The sequence below is a fragment of the Agreia sp. PsM10 genome (assembly GCF_030433855.1).
Lineage (GTDB): Bacteria > Actinomycetota > Actinomycetes > Actinomycetales > Microbacteriaceae > Agreia.
In genome coordinates this window covers 84,626-103,907 of the sequence record NZ_JARUXC010000005.1, presented here as the reverse complement: position 1 = coordinate 103,907, position 19,282 = coordinate 84,626, and the positions used below count along the sequence as shown (strand labels likewise).

Genomic DNA, 19,282 nt, shown 5'->3' with positions numbered 1-19,282 from the left:
CTGTGGCCGGTCAGCGACGCGCCGTGCGTCGCCGGATGCGGGCCAGCGCGAACACTCCGGCTCCGAGCGCGCCGAGAGCAAGCGCCGACAGCATGCCGCTGCCCGCGTCCGTGCCCGTCGCCGCGAGGGTGACCTTGCCCGCGTTGTCGGGCAGCGCGGCCGGCTCGGCCGGCGTCGCGGGGGTCTCCGGTGTCGTAGGCGTCGTCGGCGGTTCGGTGCCGGGCAGCAGCTCGAGCGCCGGAACGATCGTCGGGGTGATCTGCGCGTCTGCCTGCTGCTCCAGAGCGAAGCCCATGCCGAGAACCTCGGCATCGCTCCAGGCCCTGCCGACGATCTGCATCGACATCGAGTAGCCGCGGTCGTTGACGCCCACCGGAACGATGACCGTCGGCAGGCCGACAGTCGACGTCAGCACGCCCGTTCCTCGGTCGGAGCTCAATGCGGCGGACGCCGCGTCGTTGTTGTACACGTCGCTGAGGAAGCCGGGGTAGACGACCGCGTCGACGTCGTTGGTGTCCATCCACGTGGCGATGAGCGCCTTGTAGTCGGTGCGCCACTGGATGTACGCGGTCACCTGCTCCGGCGTCATGCGCTGCGCCGTGCCCGGCTGCGACGGCAGGTTGTACGGCAGCACGAGCGGCGACGAGAGAAGGGCGTTGCCGTCGGCGTACGGGAACGCCGCCTGGTCGGCGATGTAGCGTGCCCACCCCTCCGCGTTCAGGCTGCCGCCGGGTGCTCGGCTCGCGGTGGGTGCGTTCGGCATCCTCACGAGAGTGGCACCCGCGGCCTCGAACTCGGAAAGCTTCGCGAGCGCCGCCTCGGGTGTGCCGTCGTCTTCGGTCGTGAGCACACCGGCATCGCCGAACGCGCTCGGCAGGTAGCCGATCCGAGCGCCCTGCAACGCGGCGGTGTCGAGCGCCGTCTTCCAGTCCGCCGGCTTGCGCGTGTCCGCCTCGGCCGTGAGCGCGTCGGCCGGGTTCGTTCCGGCCGTCGCGTTGAGCAGCGACGCCAGGTCGGTGACGTCGCGGGCGATCGGCCCGGCGTAGTCCTGGATGTAGCTGAGGGGCATGACACCCGCCGCGCTGGCCATTCCGTCGGTGCCTCGGAAGGCGGCGAGGCTCGAGCCGGTGGTCGGAGCGTAGAGCGAGACGCCGGTCTGCGTGCCGAGGGCGGCCGCGGTGAAGCTGGCGGCGACCGATACGGCCGATCCGCCACTCGACCCGAACGAGGTCTTCGACGGGTAGAGCACGTTCCAGACCTGTCCGTATCCGCTGTCGCTGAAGCTGCCCGAGTTCGCGAACTCCGAGAGGTTGGTCTTGCCGATCAGCACGGCGCCCGCCTCGCGCAGCTTCGCCACCTGGAATGCGTCCGTGGTCGGCTGGTAGCCCTCGAGTGCCAGGGTCCCGCCTGTCGTCGGCATGTCCTTGGTGTCGTACAGGTCCTTCAGCGCGATCGGCACGCCGAGCAGGTCGCCCGTGCGGCCGCCCGCGCGCTCCGCGTCGGCCGTTCTCGCCTGCTCGAGTGCGGTCTCCGACACGTGGAGGAAGGAGTTGAGGCCGAGCTGTCCGCCGTCGTAGGCGGAGATGCGGTCGAGGTAGGCCTGGGTGATCTGCTCGCTCGTCGTGACGCCCGAGACCATGTCGGCCTGCAGTTCGGCGATCGACTTGTTCACGACGTCGTAGCTCGAGGTCGTGAAGTGCTGCTCGACGGCGGGCGAGTCGGGAATCGGCAGGGCGCCGGGCACGCAGGCGGCCGCGTCGACTCCCGGAACGAGCGCCAGGTCCCAGTTGCTCAGGCTGCAGATCTCGGCGGCGTCGAGGCCCGTGAAGTCGGGGGCGAGGGCGAGGGCGGCCAGCCTGGTCGCCTCCGCGGGCTGCGAGTCTGCTGCCGCCGCTCCGACCGTGACGAATCGCGCCAGCGACTTCGTCTCGCCCGCGGGCACGATCACCGTGTGGATGTAGCCGTAGAAGCTCGCGGCGTTCGTGGTGGGGTCGTAGGCGTTGTCGAACGGCCCGAGCTGCTGGTCGCCCACCGAGGTCAGCGCGCCGGCGAAGGGAGCGGGGCTGCCGAGCACGACGCCCACGGGCCGCTGGTTCGTGGCGGACGTGGCCGAGAGGGTCCACGCGTCGTCGGCGCCGATGGTCGTGTCGCCGCTCGCGGTGGCGGTGATCGGAGAGAACGTGCTCGTGGTGGGATTGCCGTAGCCGAGGCTGCCGCCGAACGAGACGTCGACCGTCACGGGCTCGTCGGATGTGTTCGTGAAGGTGTCGAAGAACCGGGCGCTGTTCTGGGTCGGATCGACCCGCACCTCCCGGGTGATGTCGATCGCCCCGAGCTCGACGGCCGCGGTTGTCTCGAAGGTGTCGCCGGTGAGGGTCAGTCCGAAGCCGCGCATCATCTCGCCGTTCAGGCGCGGCTCCGGTGTGCTCGACACCCGTACGAAGATGTTGCCGAAGCCGTCGATGCGGGAGTTGGTGACCCCCCTGATGCTTCCGGTGTCGACAGCGGGGCGCACGGCATCCTGGATCTGCCACTGCGGCACGGACGTCGCCGGAGCCGAGGGCGTCGGCGGAACCGAGGTGACGGCGAGAGCGGCGGGCCCCTGTGCCAGCGCTCCGAGCACGACGGCCGTTCCGATGACGAATCCGAGGCCGGTTCTGCGGCGTCGCTGATGAGGGCGGTCTTCGGGATTGCGCAGCCCTGTACGCGCGATGGAGTTCATTCTTCTCGCTTCTCGTTGGAGTCGGGCTCGCACGATCGGCGCCCCCAGAGAGAAGCTATCCAGCGGCAGTGCGCCGCGGGTTTCCTGCGTATTTCGGTTGTGTTACCTGATCAAGTGATTGAATTCGGCACAGGCAACCCGCGCTCTGCTATACGTCAGCGAATCCCGCCAGCAGAGGTGAGAGTGCTCTCTCGAGGTGGGGTGCAAGGAGACCCCGCTCCGGACCTGCCTCGGCCCAGCTCATCATCGCGGCGACCACCGCCCCCACGCACGCGAACGACAGGCTGCGGGCGAGCGCGGGTTCGGCGGATGCGGAGGCCGCGCGCTCGATGAGATGCGACAGCCGTGTCGCCCTCCCGATGACGCTGGCCATGACCTCGTGGGTGCTTCCGATCAGTTCGAAGTGGGTGAGCGCCCACGGCACGTCCGACGGGCCGAGCAGGGAGGCGGCTCCGAGGAGGGCGTCGTGGAGGGTGTCGATCGTCGGCGAGCCCTCCGGCGGCGCCTCGAGCGCTGCCTCGACGCGGTCTATGCTCGCGTCGAGCCCCACCCAGAACACGTCGCTCTTCGCCGTGAAATAGTTGAAGAAGGTATTGCGGCTCACGCCGGCCCGCGTGCTGATCTGCTCGACGGTGGTGCCGGCGAAGCCGTTCTCCAGGAACAGTTCGAAGGCGGCCTCCTCGAGCAGCGAGGCGGATCCGAGTCGCGGTCGCCCCCGGGTGGGTCGCGGCGCATCGGTCACGGCATGTCCTCTCGTTCTTCGCTTTATTGGGCTGAGTCTATTTAAAAGCGCCTAGGCTGGAACCCGTGCCTCGCGATCGAGGCGCCCCCACCCGAGAGAAGTCCACCATGTTTTCGCGCCCTCGCCCGCTCCGCATCGCGGGTTCCCTTGCACTCGTCACCGCGGCCGCTCTCGTGCTCGCCGGATGCTCGACGCCCGCCGGCTCGGGCGAGAAGACCGAGGGCGGCACCATCACGTTCGGCGTCGACGTCGATCCGGTGGGCCACCTCGACGTGCACTCGTCGCAGCTCGACATCAACGCCATCCTGCAGCGGCCCGTCTTCGACTCACTGGTGTCGCAGAACGCAGACGGCACCATCGTGCCCTGGCTGGCGACCTCGTGGCAGGTCTCCGACGACGGGCTGCAGTACACGTTCGACCTGCGAGACGACGTCACGTTCTCCGATGGCGAGAAGTTCGACGCGGCGGCCGTCAAGGCGAACTTCGACCACATCGTCGACCCGGCCACCGAGTCGGCCCAGGCATCCAGTCTCATCGGCGGCGAGTACTACGCCGGCACCGAGGTGATCGACGACACCACCGTGCGGGTGAACTTCTCGCAGCCCTACGCCCCGTTCCTCGCGAACGCCGCCTCGGTGGAGCTCGGCTTCTACTCGCCCAAGGTTCTCGCGGAGCACGCCGACGAACTGAAGGCCGGCGGGCCCGGCATCTCCGTCGGCTCGGGACCGTTCATCCTCTCGGAGTACACACCGGGCAGCGAGCTCGTCTACACCAGGAACCCCGACTACGACTGGGCTCCGGAGGGCGCGACCGCCCAGGGCCCCGCGACGATAGACGAGCTCGACGTGAAGATCCTGCCCGAGAGCTCCGTTCGCACGAGCGCCCTCACCTCGGGACAGGTCGACGTGATCGGCGATACCGCGCCCTCGAGCCTCGACCAGATCGGCGACGGGTTCACGGTCACCTCCACCGAGTCGCCGGGAGTGCCGTACTCGCTCTACCTCAACGTCACCCGACCTGTCTTCTCCGACGTCGAGGTGCGCAAGGCCTTCGCCGGCGGCTTCGACCTCGACGCCGCTGTGAAGGCCGTCTTCTCCGACAGCTACCAGAGGGCCTACTCGATCCTCGGACCCACGACCCCCGACTCCTACGACGCGGCCCTCGAGACGAGCGCGTCGTTCGACGCCGACGCGGCGAACGACGCTCTGGATGCCGCGGGCTGGTCCGAGCGCGACTCCGACGGGTACCGCACGAAGAACGGCGAGCGCCTCAGTGCCCGATGGATCTCGTACACGCCCGTCAACGAGGACAACGCGAACCTCGCGAACCTCATTCAGGACGGGCTGAAGAAGATCGGCTTCGAGGTCGTACACGACCAGCTCGAACCCGGCGCCTACCTCGACGCGTACCTCGCGGGCGACTACGACCTCACCGACTGGGGCTTCCTCTCGGCCGACGCCGACGTGCTGCGCAGCCACCTGGGAACGGGCGGCTACCAGAACGCCTCGCACCTCAGCGATCCGGAGATCGATGCCACGCTCGCGTCGGCGGTCGCCACGACTGATGCCTCGCAGCGGGCCGAGCTGTACACGCAGCTGCAGCAGTGGAACGCCGAGAACGCGGTGATCGTTCCGCTCTACGTGCCGGAGTACATCCTGGCCTCCAGCAAGAAGGTCGGCGGCATCGAGGTCGACATCCACGGCTGGCCGCTCTTCTCCGGGGCCTACGTCACGAAGTAGCAGCGGCTGGCATAGAGTTCGGGCATGGTATTCCGGCGCATTCTCGCGCGCCTCGCGGGGATGCTCGTGGTCGTGTGGGGCGCGGCCACGGCGGCGTTCCTCGTGCTGAAACTGGTTCCCGGCGACCCGGTCGACGTGATGCTCGGCGTCTCCGCGCAGGCCTCGCCCGAGCTCAAGCAGTCGATCCGGGCCGATCTGGGCCTCGACCAGCCGCTCCCCGTGCAGTACGTGTCGTACCTGTCGCGACTGGTGCGGGGCGACTTCGGCACCAGCTACCAGTTGAGGCTGCCGGTGACCGACGTCATCGGCCAGCAGCTCGGCTACACACTGCAGCTCGCCGCAGCCTCCCTGGCCCTGGCGCTCGCGATCGCCCTCGTCGGCGCGGTCGTGGTGCATGGGCGAGCAGCGCGCGGGATCGTCTCCGTGCTCGAGCTGCTGGCCATCAGCTCGCCTCCTTTCTGGATCGGCCTGGTGCTGCTCAGCGTGTTCGCGTTCGGGCTCGGCTGGTTTCCGGTGGCCGGCGCAGACGGCATCCAGGGCCTCGTTCTGCCCGCCCTCACCATCGCGCTGCCCGTGGCCGGAATTCTCGGGCAGGTTCTGCGTACCGGGCTCGAGGACGCCGAGCAGCAGCCCTTCGCCACCACGGCCAGGGCGAGGGGAGCCGGGCCCGCCCGGCTCGTGCTGAGGCACACCCTGCGCCACGCGGCGATCCCGGCCCTGACACTGGCCGGCTACATCGTCGGCTCCCTCCTCGGGGGAGCCGTGATCGTGGAGTCGGTCTTCGCTCGGCCCGGGCTCGGAAGGGTGGCGCTCGCGGCGATCACGAACCGCGACCTTCCCGTGGTGATGGGCATCATCGTGTTCACCGCGATCGTCTTCGTTCTGGTCAATCTCGTGGTCGACCTGGCCTATCGGGCCATCGACCCGCGCATCGCCGCGCCGACCGCCGCGATCCGGGGTGCGCGATGAGGGGCCGCTTCGCGGCACGGGCGGGGCTGGTCGTGGCGGCGCTCTTCCTCGTCGCCGTCACGCTCATGGCCGTCGCCCCGGGGCTCTTCACGCCCCTCGACCCGCTCGCCACGGACACCGACCGAGTACTGCAGCCGCCGGGCTGGGGTCATCCTTTCGGCACAGACCAGACCGGGCGGGACATGTTCGCCCGGGTCGTCCACGGTGCGTCGTACTCCCTCGGCGTGGGCGCGGGCGCCACGGCCGCAGCACTGGTCATCGGGGTGGTCGTCGGCACGCTCGTGGGCCTCGCGCCCCGGATCGTCGACGGCGTGGCGATGCGCGGCGTCGAGATCCTGCTCGCCTTTCCCGAGTTCCTCATCGCGCTCTTCGCCATCGCCGTTCTCGGACCGGGTCCTGTGAACGTGGCCACCGCCGTCGGTGTCGCCGCCCTGCCGGCCTACATCAGGGTCGCCCGTGCGGAGACGCTCGTCGTGCGGCGCTCGGGGTATGTGGAGGCGGCCCGCGGGCTCGGGGTGCACCCCCTCAGGGTGGCCGTCTCGCACGTCGTGCCGAACACCCTTCGCCCGCTGGGCGTTATCGCCACCATCGGCATCGGAACGACGATCGTCGCGGCGGCGGGCCTCAGCTTTCTCGGACTCGGCCCGCAGGACCCGACTCCGGAATGGGGACTCCTGCTCTCGGGCGGCCGAAATCTGCTCGCCCAGGCGTGGTGGGTCGCGTTCTTCCCCGGCGTGCTGATCACGGGCACGGTCGTGTCGGCGACCGTCGTGGGGCGTCGCCTGCGCCGCGCCGGCGAGGGCAGGCGATCATGACGGATGCCCATGTTCTCGTGCGCGCGGCCGGGCTGACGGTGCGCTTCGGGTCGACCGTCGTCGTCGACTCCGTGTCGCTCTCCTTGGCCGCCGGCGAGTGCCTGGCGATCGTCGGGGAGTCCGGGTCGGGCAAGACCCTGACCGCGCGGGCGCTCCTGGGCCTGCTGCCCGACGGCGCCGTGCTCTCCGCCGACGAGCTGCTGATCGACGGCGCCGATGTGCGCCGCAACTCCGAGGCCGACTGGCGGCGCATCCGGGGTGCCCGCGTGGGCCTCGTGAGCCAGGATGCGCTGGTCTCGCTCGACCCGCTGCGCCGGGTCGGTCGCGAGGTCGCCGAGGTGCTCGAGATCCATGGCGACCCGGTATCGGGTCACCGGATGCCTTGGGCCGCGCTCGACGAGACGGTCACGACCCAGCTCGGCCGGGTCGCCATGCCGGAGCCGGAGGAACGCGCGCGACAGTACCCCCATGAGTTGTCCGGAGGCCTGCGCCAGCGCGCGCTGATCGCGTCGGCGCTGGCCGGGAAGCCGGGTGTGCTCATCGCCGACGAGCCGACGACGGCTCTCGACGTCACCGTGCAGGCCCAGGTGCTCGACCTGCTGTCGGGGCTGCGCGACGACGGTCTGGGAATCATCGTGATCAGCCACGATCTCGCCGTCGTCGCAGGGATCGCCGACCGGGTTGCCGTGATGCGCAGCGGGCGCATCGTCGAGGTGGGTGCGACGGTAGAGGTTCTCTCGAACCCGCGGCACCCGTACACGCGGATGCTGCTGGCGGCGGCACCGCGCCTGCCTGATGCTTCGTTCCCTGAGTCTTCGTTCCCTGAGCCTGTCGAAGGGAGTCGCCCTTCGACAAGCTCAGGGGGCGATCCGGTGCTGCGTGCCACCGGCCTGGGGCGCGACTTCCGCCGCCCCGACGGGGGTGTGCGCTCTGCCGTCGACGACGTGTCGTTCGACGTACTCCCCGCCGCAGCGATCGGCATCGTGGGGGAGTCGGGCTCGGGCAAGACCACCCTCGCGCGCCTGCTTCTCGGCTTCGACGCGCCCGACCGGGGCTCCGTGACCCTCGACGGACAGCCCTGGAGCGGCATCACCGAGGGCCGCAGGCGGTCGCGGCGCGGCGATATCCAGTACATCAGCCAGGATCCGCTCGGATCCTTCGATCCGCGCTACACCGTCTCGCGCATCGTGGCGGAGGGGCTGCGCGGCGGCTCCCGCCTGTCGTCCCGCACCCGTGCCGCGCGCATCCGAACCCTGCTCGACAGTGTGGGTCTCGACGCGTCGCTCGCGGGCAGGCGGCCGCACGAGCTGTCGGGCGGACAGCGGCAGCGGGTCGCGATCGCTCGCGCCATCGCGTCGGAACCGCGCATCCTGGTCTGCGACGAGCCGGTGTCGGCGCTCGACGTGTCGATCCAGGCCACGATCATTGACCTGCTCGCCGGCCTGCGGCGCGACCTGGGTGTCGCGCTCGTGTTCGTGTCGCACGACCTCGCGGTCGTCGCGACGCTGTGCGATGACGTGCTCGTGATGAGGGACGGCCGCGTGGTGGAGAGCGGCGCGATCGGCGAGGTGTTCGCGCACCCGCGGCACCCGTTCACGCGGGCGCTCGTCGATGCGGTGCCGCGGATGCCGTGACGTCCGTCCATATTTAGCACTTGAGCTAATTAGCACCGGTGCTATAGTGCGAATATGCGAAACGACGATTCGACCTCCGACGTCTTCACGGCGCTGAGCTCGCCTGTGCGGCGGCAGATCCTGCAGGAACTGCGCGACGGCGAGCTGGCGGCGGGCGACATCGCCGGCCGCTTCCCGGTGTCGGGCCCGACGATCTCGCGACACCTGTCGGTGCTGCGCGGCGCCGGGCTGGTCACCGAGCGGCGCGATGCGAACCGCATCCTGTACTCGCTGGTGGGGGACAGGCTCGCCCTGTCGGTCGGAGACTTCCTCTCGGCCGTCTGTCCCGAGCAGATGGTGCTGCGTGGCATCCAGAAGGCCGCGGCGACGACCGAGATCGAGGCGACCGCATGAGCTACCTCCTTCCGGCCCTGTCGGCCGTGATCGAACGGCGACTGCTGATCAACTACAGGCTCGATGCCTCGGTCGCCGCCGACATGCTGCCCGAGGGGCTGCGCCCGCAGCTCGTTCAGGGCGACGCCGTCGCGGGAGTCTGCCTGATCAGGCTCGGCGGCCTGCGCGCATCGTGGATGCCGGCGGCTCTCGGCTGGGGAGCGGAGAACGCGGCCCATCGCATCGCCGTCGAATGGGACGACGAGTCCGGGGTTCAGCGCGGCGTGTACATCCCCGTGCGGCACAGTGCGTCTCGTCTTCCCGTTCTCGTCGGAGGGCGTCTCTTTCCCGGTGTCCACCGGCACGCGCGATTCACCGGGTCCGAGACGGCCCATCGCATCCGGGTCGAACTCGAGGCGTCCGACCTCCGGGTGTCGGCCGATGTGGCCGTGGTCTCCGAATGGCGGAGCGGGCTCTTCCCGACGATCGATGACGCCTCGGCGTTCTTCCGGGCCGGGTCGACGGGGTGGTCGCCGCGCCGGGGCTCGGCCGGGCTCGACGGGCTGACGCTCGAGACCGAGCAGTGGAGCGTCGAGCCGGGTCGACTGCTGCACGTCGAGTCGTCCTTCTTCGACGCGCTGCCCGAGGGTGCGGCCGTGCTCGACAGTGTTCTCGTGATGCGCGACGTGCCCATCGTGTGGCGACAGCCCGTTTCGCCGGACTTCGCGGCGAACCGCCGCGAGCGTCGGGTAGAATTGGGAGCAGCATGACAGTGATCCGGCAATCACCGGTGAGTCTTCGGAAGAAAGGCACGCGAGAGCGGGCCGAGTAGAACCGAACGGGTCTGGCCCGTCACAGCCAAAGAACAAGCGGCCGTTCGAGGCGAACACCCTCGGTCGGCAAGCGAGGTGGTACCACGCGGGTCGGAGCGTTTCCGTACCAGGCGTCCTCGTGGAACAGGCAACGATTCAGCCCGTCCAGGAGAAGCATGTCGTACCCCAAGAACTCTGAAGAGAACGCCGGCGAGCAGCACCGCCACGCGGCGCCCGCCGTCACGCCGAGCCCCAACTTCCCCGCGATCGAAGAAGAGGTCCTCGGCTTCTGGAAGGCCGACGACACGTTCCGGGCCTCGATCGAGAACCGTGCGGACGCCGACGAATGGGTCTTCTACGACGGCCCGCCGTTCGCGAACGGCCTGCCGCACTACGGTCACCTGCTCACCGGCTATGCCAAAGACCTCTTCCCGCGGTTCCAGACCATGCGCGGCAAGAAGGTGGAGCGCCGCTTCGGCTGGGACACCCACGGACTGCCCGCCGAGCTCGAGGCCATGCGCCAGCTCGGCATCACCGAGAAGAGCCAGATCGAGGAGATGGGAATCGGCGTCTTCAACCAGGCGTCCCGCGACTCCGTGCTGCGCTACACCGGCGAATGGCAGGAGTACGTGACCCGGCAGGCCCGCTGGGTCGACTTCGAGAACGACTACAAGACGCTCGACATCACCTTCATGGAGAGCGTGATCTGGGCGTTCAAGCAGCTGCACACGAAGGGGCTCGCCTACGAGGGCTTCCGCGTGCTGCCCTACTGCTGGCACGACGAGACGCCCCTGTCCAACCACGAGCTGCGCATGGACGACGACGTCTACAAGATGCGCCAGGACCAGACGGTCACCGTGACGTTCCCGCTCACCGGCGCCAAGGCGGAGGCGCTCGGCCTCACCGCCGTGCGCGCCCTGGCCTGGACGACGACACCGTGGACCCTGCCGACGAACCTCGCGCTCGCGGTCGGCCCGGGCATCCAGTATGCCGTCGTGCCCGGCGGGCCGAACGGCGCCGCCGACGTGCATGAGGACAGGCTCGAGGGGGAGTCGCACGAGTACCTCATCGCGAGCGACCTCGTGGGCAACTACGCGAAGGACCTGGGCTACGAGTCCGCCGACGACGCCATCGCCGCGATCTCGCGCACCCACCTGGGGGCCGAGCTCGAGGGCGTGACCTACGACCGCCTCTGGGACTACTACGCCGACACCGAGACGTGGGGAACGCAGAACGCGTGGCGCATCCTCGTTGCCGATTACGTGTCGACCACCGACGGAACCGGCATCGTCCACCAGGCTCCTGCCTACGGTGAGGAAGACCAGAAGATCTGCGAGGCCGCCGGAATCCCGGTGGTGATCTCGGTCGACGAGGGCGCGCGGTTCCTGCCCGCCGTCGCCGACGTGGTCGGCCTGCAGGTCTTCGAGGCGAACAAGCCGCTCACCCAGCTGCTGCGCGCCAACGGCCGTCTGCTGCGCCAGGCCAGCTACGAGCACTCCTACCCGCACTGCTGGCGTTGCCGCAACCCGCTGATCTACAAGGCCGTGTCGAGCTGGTTCGTGCGCGTCACCGAGTTCCGCGACCGCATGGAGACGCTCAACCAGGAGATCAACTGGATCCCCGAGAACGTGAAGGACGGCCAGTTCGGCAAGTGGGTGTCGAACGCCCGCGACTGGTCGATCTCGCGCAACCGCTACTGGGGATCGCCGATCCCGGTGTGGAAGAGCGACAACCCCGAGTACCCGAGGGTCGACGTCTACGGATCGCTCGACGAGCTCGAGGCCGACTTCGGTGTGCGCCCCATCGACCTGCACCGGCCCTACATCGATGAGCTCACCCGCCCCAACCCCGACGACCCCACCGGCCAGTCCACGATGCGCCGCATCGAAGACGTGCTCGACGTGTGGTTCGACTCGGGTTCGATGCCGTTCGCCCAGGTGCACTACCCGTTCGAGAACCAGGACTGGTTCGACAGCCACAACCCGGCCGACTTCATCGTCGAGTACATCGGGCAGACCCGCGGCTGGTTCTACACGCTGCACACTCTCTCGACGGCGCTGTTCGACAGGCCCGCCTTCCGCAATGTCGTGAGCCACGGCATCGTGCTCGGCAGCGACGGGCAGAAGATGTCGAAGAGCCTGCGCAACTACCCCGATGTCTCCGAGGTGCTCGACCGCGACGGCTCGGATGCGATGCGCTGGTTCCTCATGAGCTCGCCCGTTCTGCGCGGCGGCAACCTCGTGGTGACCGAGGAGGCGATCCGCGAGGCGACGAGGCAGGTGCTGCTGCCCCTGTGGAGCACGTACTACTTCTTCACGCTCTACGCGAATTCCGCCAAGCCGTCCCCTGAGCCTGTCGAAGGGGCCGGAGGCTACGAAGCGCAGCTGAGCACCTCGTCGACCGACGTGCTCGACCGGTACCTGCTGGCCAAGACGCGCGAACTCATCCACGACGTGGCCGCAGACCTCGACGCCTACGACTCGACGCTCGCCACCGCCAAGCTGCGCGACTTCGCCGACGTGCTCACCAACTGGTACGTGCGTCGCAGCCGCGACCGCTTCTGGTCGGGAACCGACACCGCGGCCTTCGACACCCTCTTCACGGTGCTCGAGGCCGTGACCCGTGTGGCCGCACCCCTGCTGCCCCTCGTCACGGAGCGCATCTGGAAGGGTCTCACCGGAGGGCGGAGCGTGCACCTCACCGACTGGCCCGACGAGAACCGCTTCCCGGCCGATCCCGGCCTGGTGCACGCCATGGACCAGGTGCGGGAGATCTCCTCCACCGTGCTGTCGCTGCGAAAGCAGAACGGTCTTCGCGTGCGCCTTCCGCTGGCAAATCTGACCATCGTGAGCTCGAACGTCGAGGCCTTGCGGCCCTTCGAGGGCATCCTCTCCGACGAGCTCAACGTGAAGAGCGTCACCCTCGTCGAGCAGCGCACGAACAGCGCCGTGGAGTTCGGCATCACGTCGAAGCTCACGGTCAACGCGCGGGCAGCCGGCCCTCGTCTGGGCAAGCAGGTGCAGCAGGTCATCAAGGCTGCCCGGGGCGGCGACTGGTCGGAGAGCAACGGCGTCGTCACGGCGGGCGGTATCGACCTGGTCGAGGGCGAATACGAGCTCGTGCTCGAGGCGCAGGATGCCGGGGACGGCTCCCACGCGGCCCTCGCGCTGCTCCCGGGCGGCGGCTTCGCGCTGCTCGACACCGCGACCACGCCGGAGCTCGAGGCGGAGGGTCTTGCGAGAGACATGATCCGAGCGGTGCAGGACGCGCGCAAGTCCGCCGGGTTCGAGGTCAGCGATCGCATCGTGCTCGACCTGGTCTTCTTCTCCGACGCCGACGCGGATGCGCTGCGACAGGCTTCCGCCGTCGACGTCGCGGGGGAGACCCTCGCCACCGGCTTCACGATCTCCGGCCCCCGTGACACCCCCGCCCTCGAGGGGTACCGTGAAAGTCTGGTCACCGAGTGGATCGGCGACGCGGTGGCCACGTCACCCGAGCACGTCGTTCGTATCGGCGGCGCCAAGTACGCGAACACCGACGACCTCATCGTCGCGGTGAGCCGACAGTCAGGAATCCGCAATGTCTGATCTCGAGTCCCCCGAACCAGAGAAGTCGGGCTACATCGGCCCGCTCGACGATACCGATCCCGACGAGTTCGTCGCTGCGGGAGACGCCGTCTACGCTGCCCTCCTCGAGCGTCTGGGCGAGGCCGCGCCCCAGCCGAGGCTCTCGGCCACCCGGCGGGTCGTCGAGCTGCTCGGAGACCCGCAGCGCGCCTACCCCGTCATCCACATCACGGGCACGAACGGCAAGACCAGCACGAGCCGCATCACCGAGAGCATCCTGCGCGCCTACGGCCTGCGCACCGGGCTCTTCACGAGCCCTCACCTGGAGCGTCTCAACGAGCGCATCGTGATCGACGGCGAGCCGATCAGCAACGAGGCGCTCGCGGCCAACTGGGCCGACATCGACCCCTTCCTGCAGATCGTCGACGGCGAGCTCGAGACTGCGGGCGAGCCACGCATCACCTTCTTCGAAGCCCTGTCGGTGCTGGCGTTCGCGTCGTTCGCCGACGCGCCCGTCGATGTCGCCGTGATCGAGGTGGGCATGGGCGGTGAATGGGATTCCACGAACGTCGCAGACGGCCAGGTCGCGGTCATCACGCCCATCTCGCTCGATCACACGAACCGTCTGGGCAACACCGTCGAGGAGATCGCCCGCACCAAGTCGGGCATCATCAAGCCTGTCTCGAACGTCGTGACCGCACTGCAGCCCGCCGGCGCGCTGGCCGAGCTGCAGCGCGCGGTCGAGCTCACGGAGTCGAGCCTCGCGGTGCAGGGAGACCAGTTCCGCCTCATCTCCAGCGCCGTGGGCGTCGGAGGGCAGGTCGTGTCGATCCAGGGTCTGGCAGGCACGTATTCCGACCTGTTCCTGCCTCTGTACGGCGCGCACCAGGCCCAGAATGCGGCCGTGGCCGTCGCTGCGGTGGAGTCGTTCCTCGGCGGCGGAACGCACGAACTCGCCGTCGACGTCGTGAACGAGGGCTTCGCCACCGTCACGTCTCCCGGTCGGCTGCAGCTCGTGGGCATCGAGCCCACCGTGCTCGTCGACGCGGCGCACAACCCGGGCGGAGCCGAGGTGCTCGCGGTGGCCATCACCGAGTACTTCACCTTCGACAAGGTCGTGGCGGTCTTCGGTGTTCTCGCCGACAAGGACGTCGAGGGCATCGTGCGTGCCCTCGAGCCCGTCGTCACCGAGTTCGTCGTCACGGATGCGCCGAGCGACAGGGCGATCGATGCGGATTCCCTGGCGGCGATCGTCGTCGGCATCGTCGGGCGCGACCGAGTCACGGTGGAGCCGGAGCTCGCCCGCGCCCTCGAGGTCGCTCGCGACAGCGCCGAGGAGGCCGAGCGGGGCGCGGTGCTCGTCACCGGATCGATCACGCTCGTGGGCGAGGCCATCACCCTGGCCGCAGCCGAGAAATGGAAGCCGTGACAGACATCCAGCCCTCGCCCGACGAAGCCGAGCCCCAGCGCCCGGCGCGCGCCGGGCGACCCCCGTCGGTGCGACGATCGCTCGGGTCGATCGTGCTCGGCTTCGAGAGCGTCGTGATGTTCCTCGCGGCACTCGTCGCCTTCGGGCTCAAGGCGCTGCCCGCCCTGCCGGCCCTCGGCGGCGGCGCCCTGCTCTGCGTCGCGCTGGTCGCCGGTGCGGGACTCCTGCGCTTCCGCTGGGGCTACGTGTTCGGCTGGGTGCTGCAGGCCGCCATCATCGCGTCGGCCTTCCTCGTGCCGGTGATGTGGATCGTCGGGGTTCTCTTCGTGGGCCTCTGGACCTACTGCATGGTCGTCGGCTCGCGAATCGATCGCGAGAAGGCCGCCGCAGCCGCCGTTCAGCCCTGATCTCTCATCGCCGCTCGGTACAGTGAAACGGTACGTTTCCCCTTTGTCTGGAAGGACAGCCCTGTGACCATCACGAGCGAAGAATCCCTCGTTCTCATCAAGCCCGACGGCGTGGCCCGCAACCTCACGGGGGAGATCCTCTCCCGCATCGAGGGCAAGGGCTACCAGCTGGTCGACATCAAGCTCATCGAGCCCGAGCGAAGCCTGCTCGCGGCCCACTACGCAGAGCACGAGGGCAAGCCTTTCTACGAGCCGCTCATCGAGTTCATGGAATCCGGCCCGATCGTCGCGATCCGCATCGCCGGCAACCGCGTCATCGAGGGCTTCCGCTCGCTCGCCGGCACCACCGATCCCACCACGGCGGCTCCCGGCACGATCCGCGGCGACCTGGGCCGCGACTGGGGTCTGAAGGTCCAGCAGAACCTCGTGCACGGCAGCGACTCGCCCGAGTCTGCCCAGCGCGAACTCGCGATCTGGTTCGGCTAGATCAGCTGTAGAGGATGATCGTCGTGATGGCGTCGAGTCGAAGCTGCGCCATCACGACGATCGCCAGGTACCCGAGCAGAACGAGCAGCCAGGTGAACGAGTAGATGCGGGCGAAGATGCGCCGCGACGCGCCCGAGTTGCCGAAATGTCCTTCTTTGAGGTTGAACACCGTCACGTAGAAGAACATCGGGATCATCACGGTCCACACGACCATGCAGTAGGGGCAGAGGGTTCCCAGCACGAAGATGCTCTGCGAGATGAGCCAGGCGACGAACACGATTCCGCCGAGGACGCCCGCGTTGAAGGCGATCCAGAACCACGACGCGAACCGGGCGCCCGCGAGGATTGCGACCCCCACGATGATGGGCGCGATGAATGCGGCCACGCCGATGATCGGATTCGGGAAGCCGAAGACCGACCCCTGGGCGCTCGCCATGTTCACGCCGCACTGCACGAGGGGCGAGATGTCGCAGCTCGGGTTGTAGTCGGGATCGACGAGTGTCTCGATCTTCTCGATGGTGAGGTCGAAGGCCGCGAACCATCCGATCACGCCTGCCACGATCAGGAAGATCGCGAAAATGAAGGGTCGTCTGGTCTCGAGCGTCGTATTCACCACGGTCGGATTATCGCACGGGGTGAAATACGCATTCTGGGAATGCATGCGATAATTGGTCTCAGTCTTTCTGGCCGCGTCCGGGAAGACGCCAAAGAAGGCTTGTCGGAGCGAAAGCAGGCGCAACCACAGTGGCCGCCCGCCTCATCCGAACACAGAACTACAGTCATAAAAGAAGTACACGTGAAGGCAGCCAGAGCCTATGTCGCCGGCTGTCCGTGTAAAGGATTGGCGAGGTTTTCGCTCACGCGGAAGGCTCGCTCTGGAGAGTACCGACAGGTGGCGCGGCCACCGGTTCGGCAAGGAGTGCACCAGCAATGGTGGAAGACAACAACAACACAGGTTCATCGAACACAGAATCAGCACCGCGCAAACGCCTCTTCGGGGGTCGCAAGTCGGCGAAGAAGGCCGTCGAGCCGCCCGCTGCCGAAGCTCCCGTGACTCCGCCGACGGTGGCGGAGCCCCAGAAGCAGGCCGCTCCCGTCGTCGCGTCGGGTAACGGCTCGACCGGAGTCGCATCCCCCTTCGACGAGGAGCACCCGGGGCTCGCGCCCCTCGAGCCCGCGGCTCAGTCCGAGGCTCCGGCCCAGGCGCCGGTGCTCCGGCCCACGACGTCGCTGATCTTCCAGGCCCCCGACATCCAGCCGTTGCCCGCGCGCGACGACGACGATCAGGCCGACGACGACCGCCCCGACACCTCGGTGCGGCGCAGATCACGTCGACGCTCGGGTGAAGACAACCGGCCGGGCGACAACGATCCCGCGAACACCGTCGTCAAGGTGCGCACGCCTCGCCCCGAGCCGGAGCTCATCACCGAGCCCCAGCGCATCAAGGGCTCGACGCGTCTCGAGGCCAAGAAGCAGCGCCGTCGCGACGGTCGGGATGCGGGTCGCCGTCGCCCCGTCGTCACCGAGGCCGAGTTCCTCGCCCGCCGCGAGTCCGTCGACCGCGTCATGGTCGTGCGGGCCAAGGACAACAAGATCCAGATCGGCGTTCTCGAAGATGGCGTGCTGGTCGAGCACTACGTGGCCAAGGCGCAGGACGCCTCGCTGATCGGCAACGTCTACCTCGGCAAGGTGCAGAACGTGCTTCCCAGCATGGAGGCCGCCTTCGTCGACATCGGGCGCGGTCGCAACGCCGTGCTGTATTCGGGCGAGGTCGACTGGGACGCCGCGGCGGCGGAGAACCCCAACGGCGGCAACCAGGCGCGCAAGATCGAGCTCGCACTCAAGCCTGGTGCAACCGTTCTGGTGCAGGTCACGAAAGACCCGGTGGGTCACAAGGGCGCGCGCCTCACGAGCCAGATCTCCCTCCCGGGCCGCTACCTCGTGTACGTGCCGAACGGATCGATGAACGGCATCTCACGCAAGCTCCCCGATGTCGAGCGGTCGCGCCTCAAGAAGATCCTCAAAGAGGTGCTGCCCGAGAACGTCGGCGTCATCGTGCGCACGGCGTCGGAGGGCGCCACGGAGGAGCAGCTCACCCTCGATGTCAGCCGCCTGACCACGCAGTGGTCCGAGATCTCGGCTGCCGTACAGAAGCAGCAGTCTCCCGCCCTGCTGCACTCCGAACCCGATCTGCTCATCAAGATCGTGCGCGACGTGTTCAACGAGGACTTCCAGCGCCTCGTGATCTCGGGCGACGACGCCCGGGCCACGATCGAGACCTACCTGGGCCAGGTCGCCCCCGATCTGCTCGACCGCGTGGAGCGCTACGAGGGCGAGCGCGACGCGTTCGACGAGTTCCGAGTGTCGGAGCAGATCGAGAAGGCGCTCGACCGCAAGGTGTGGCTGCCGTCGGGTGGATCGCTCGTGATCGACCGCACCGAGGCCATGACCGTCGTCGACGTCAACACCGGAAAGTTCGTGGGCTCGGGCGGAAACCTCGAGGAGACCGTCACCAAGAACAACCTCGAGGCCGCCGAGGAGATCGTGCGCCAGCTGCGCCTGCGCGACATCGGCGGCATCATCGTCGTCGACTTCATCGACATGGTGCTCGAGTCGAACCGCGATCTCGTTCTGCGGCGCATGGTCGAGTGCCTCAGCCGCGACCGCACCAAGCACCAGGTCGCCGAGGTCACCTCGCTCGGACTCGTGCAGATGACCCGCAAGAAGCTGGGTCTCGGCCTGCTCGAGTCGTTCAGCGAGGCGTGCGAGGTCTGCGCCGGCCGCGGCGTGATCGTGCACCACGACCCCGTCGTCAAGCATCGCTCGTCCGGCAACGCGCCCGCCTCGTCGGGAGTTCCGCAGCAGGAGCGTCGACGTTCGGGCCGGGGCAACGGCCAGAACGGCAACGGCGGCAACGGATCGTCGAACGGCACCGGGTCGTCGAACGGCGGCAACGGCGCGAACTCATCGTCGAGCACCGGATCCTCGTCGTATTCGACACCGGCCACCAAGCCCCACGGAATCACGGACGACGCGAAGAACGCCCTGGCCAAGATCGCGGCATCGACCATCGCCACGCACACCGGCGCGGTGAACATCATCACCCAGGAGCAGTCCGAGGCGGCGAAGGCCGCCACGGCGACGCCGGTCGAGACTCCGGCCGTCGCGTCGAGCGAGCGCGACGAGAGCGTGCAGGCTGCTCCGGATGCCGGGGGAGCCGAATCGCAGGCACCGTCGCGCGGGCGCAAGGGCAACCGTCGCGCACGTCAGGCCAAGCCCGTGGTCGATACCCCGGTGCTCGAGACCCCCGAGGTCGAGACCGAGCATGCATCCGACGCGTCCGACGCCCCTGCCTCGGTCGCTCCGGCAGCCGACGTGCTGCCGGCGATCGACATTCTCGACATCCCCGTCGCGAAGGCGCCGGCGGCCCAGCGTCGCATCTCGACCCACGATGCAGAGGTTCTCCTCGACTCGGTGCTCGGAGCACTGCCGGAGCCGAAGCAGCCCGGACAGGGTCGCTCGCGCAGCCGCCGGGTGAGCACGGCCGCACTGTCGGCGCCCACGCCCGAGCAGCAGTAGGCGCCAGCGC

Annotated in this window: 14 protein-coding genes; 11 read left to right on the top strand and 3 right to left on the bottom strand. The window is 68.6% G+C overall.

Annotated features, from left to right (window positions below):
- Nucleotides 1-10: 10 nt before the first annotated feature.
- Both QCD70_RS08050 and QCD70_RS08045 read right to left on the bottom strand, forming a co-directional pair.
- The gene (locus tag QCD70_RS08050) at nucleotides 11-2,722 is read right to left on the bottom strand and encodes an amidase (RefSeq protein ID WP_301214911.1); all 2,712 of its coding nucleotides are present in this window, start codon (nucleotides 2,720-2,722) and stop codon (nucleotides 11-13) included.
- 148 nt (nucleotides 2,723-2,870) lie between these two features.
- Nucleotides 2,871-3,464 carry a TetR/AcrR family transcriptional regulator gene (locus QCD70_RS08045; RefSeq protein WP_301214909.1) on the bottom strand — a complete coding sequence of 198 codons (594 nt, stop codon included), beginning with the start codon at nucleotides 3,462-3,464 and terminating at the stop codon, nucleotides 2,871-2,873.
- Nucleotides 3,465-3,571: 107 nt separating this feature from the next.
- Here QCD70_RS08045 and QCD70_RS08040 point away from each other — a divergent pair, with 107 nt between their 5' ends.
- From QCD70_RS08040 to ndk, 10 genes are all read left to right on the top strand, one after another.
- Nucleotides 3,572-5,203: an ABC transporter substrate-binding protein gene (locus QCD70_RS08040; RefSeq protein WP_301214907.1), complete on the top strand. Its 1,632-nt coding sequence runs from the start codon at nucleotides 3,572-3,574 to the stop codon at nucleotides 5,201-5,203.
- Between the two features lie 24 nt (nucleotides 5,204-5,227).
- The gene (locus tag QCD70_RS08035; protein WP_301214905.1) at nucleotides 5,228-6,172 is read left to right on the top strand and encodes an ABC transporter permease; all 945 of its coding nucleotides are present in this window, start codon (nucleotides 5,228-5,230) and stop codon (nucleotides 6,170-6,172) included.
- A complete protein-coding gene (locus tag QCD70_RS08030; protein ID WP_301214903.1) occupies nucleotides 6,169-6,987 on the top strand; it encodes an ABC transporter permease in 819 nt (272 codons plus the stop codon). The genes QCD70_RS08035 and QCD70_RS08030 overlap by 4 nt, the downstream gene beginning before the upstream one ends.
- Nucleotides 6,984-8,621, top strand: coding sequence for a dipeptide ABC transporter ATP-binding protein (locus QCD70_RS08025; RefSeq protein WP_301214901.1), 1,638 nt, complete (start codon nucleotides 6,984-6,986; stop codon nucleotides 8,619-8,621). Before QCD70_RS08030 ends, QCD70_RS08025 begins: the two co-directional genes overlap by 4 nt.
- A gap of 54 nt (nucleotides 8,622-8,675) precedes the next feature.
- Nucleotides 8,676-9,014 carry a metalloregulator ArsR/SmtB family transcription factor gene (locus QCD70_RS08020; protein WP_301214899.1) on the top strand — a complete coding sequence of 113 codons (339 nt, stop codon included), beginning with the start codon at nucleotides 8,676-8,678 and terminating at the stop codon, nucleotides 9,012-9,014.
- On the top strand, nucleotides 9,011-9,763 hold the full coding sequence (locus tag QCD70_RS08015) for a DUF2071 domain-containing protein (RefSeq protein ID WP_301214897.1): 753 nt from the start codon (nucleotides 9,011-9,013) through the stop codon (nucleotides 9,761-9,763). Before QCD70_RS08020 ends, QCD70_RS08015 begins: the two co-directional genes overlap by 4 nt.
- 218 nt (nucleotides 9,764-9,981) lie before the next feature.
- Complete coding sequence (gene ileS / locus QCD70_RS08010; protein ID WP_301214895.1) at nucleotides 9,982-13,392, top strand: isoleucine--tRNA ligase; 3,411 nt, start codon at nucleotides 9,982-9,984, stop codon at nucleotides 13,390-13,392.
- On the top strand, nucleotides 13,385-14,800 hold the full coding sequence (locus QCD70_RS08005) for a bifunctional folylpolyglutamate synthase/dihydrofolate synthase (RefSeq protein WP_301214893.1): 1,416 nt from the start codon (nucleotides 13,385-13,387) through the stop codon (nucleotides 14,798-14,800). Before ileS ends, QCD70_RS08005 begins: the two co-directional genes overlap by 8 nt.
- Nucleotides 14,797-15,207 carry a DUF4233 domain-containing protein gene (locus tag QCD70_RS08000; protein WP_301214891.1) on the top strand — a complete coding sequence of 137 codons (411 nt, stop codon included), beginning with the start codon at nucleotides 14,797-14,799 and terminating at the stop codon, nucleotides 15,205-15,207. The genes QCD70_RS08005 and QCD70_RS08000 overlap by 4 nt, the downstream gene beginning before the upstream one ends.
- Nucleotides 15,208-15,276: 69 nt before the next feature.
- The gene (gene ndk, locus QCD70_RS07995) at nucleotides 15,277-15,693 is read left to right on the top strand and encodes a nucleoside-diphosphate kinase (protein WP_301215285.1); all 417 of its coding nucleotides are present in this window, start codon (nucleotides 15,277-15,279) and stop codon (nucleotides 15,691-15,693) included.
- 1 nt (nucleotide 15,694) lies between these two features.
- Here the strand turns inward: ndk and QCD70_RS07990 are convergent, their stop codons facing one another.
- Entirely contained in the window at nucleotides 15,695-16,309 is a 615-nt protein-coding gene (locus QCD70_RS07990) for a vitamin K epoxide reductase family protein (RefSeq protein ID WP_301214889.1), read from the bottom strand.
- Nucleotides 16,310-16,623: 314 nt separating this feature from the next.
- On the opposite strand from QCD70_RS07990, the gene QCD70_RS07985 reads away from it, so the two are divergent.
- Complete coding sequence (locus tag QCD70_RS07985; RefSeq protein WP_301214887.1) at nucleotides 16,624-19,272, top strand: Rne/Rng family ribonuclease; 2,649 nt, start codon at nucleotides 16,624-16,626, stop codon at nucleotides 19,270-19,272.
- Nucleotides 19,273-19,282: the final 10 nt, after the last annotated feature.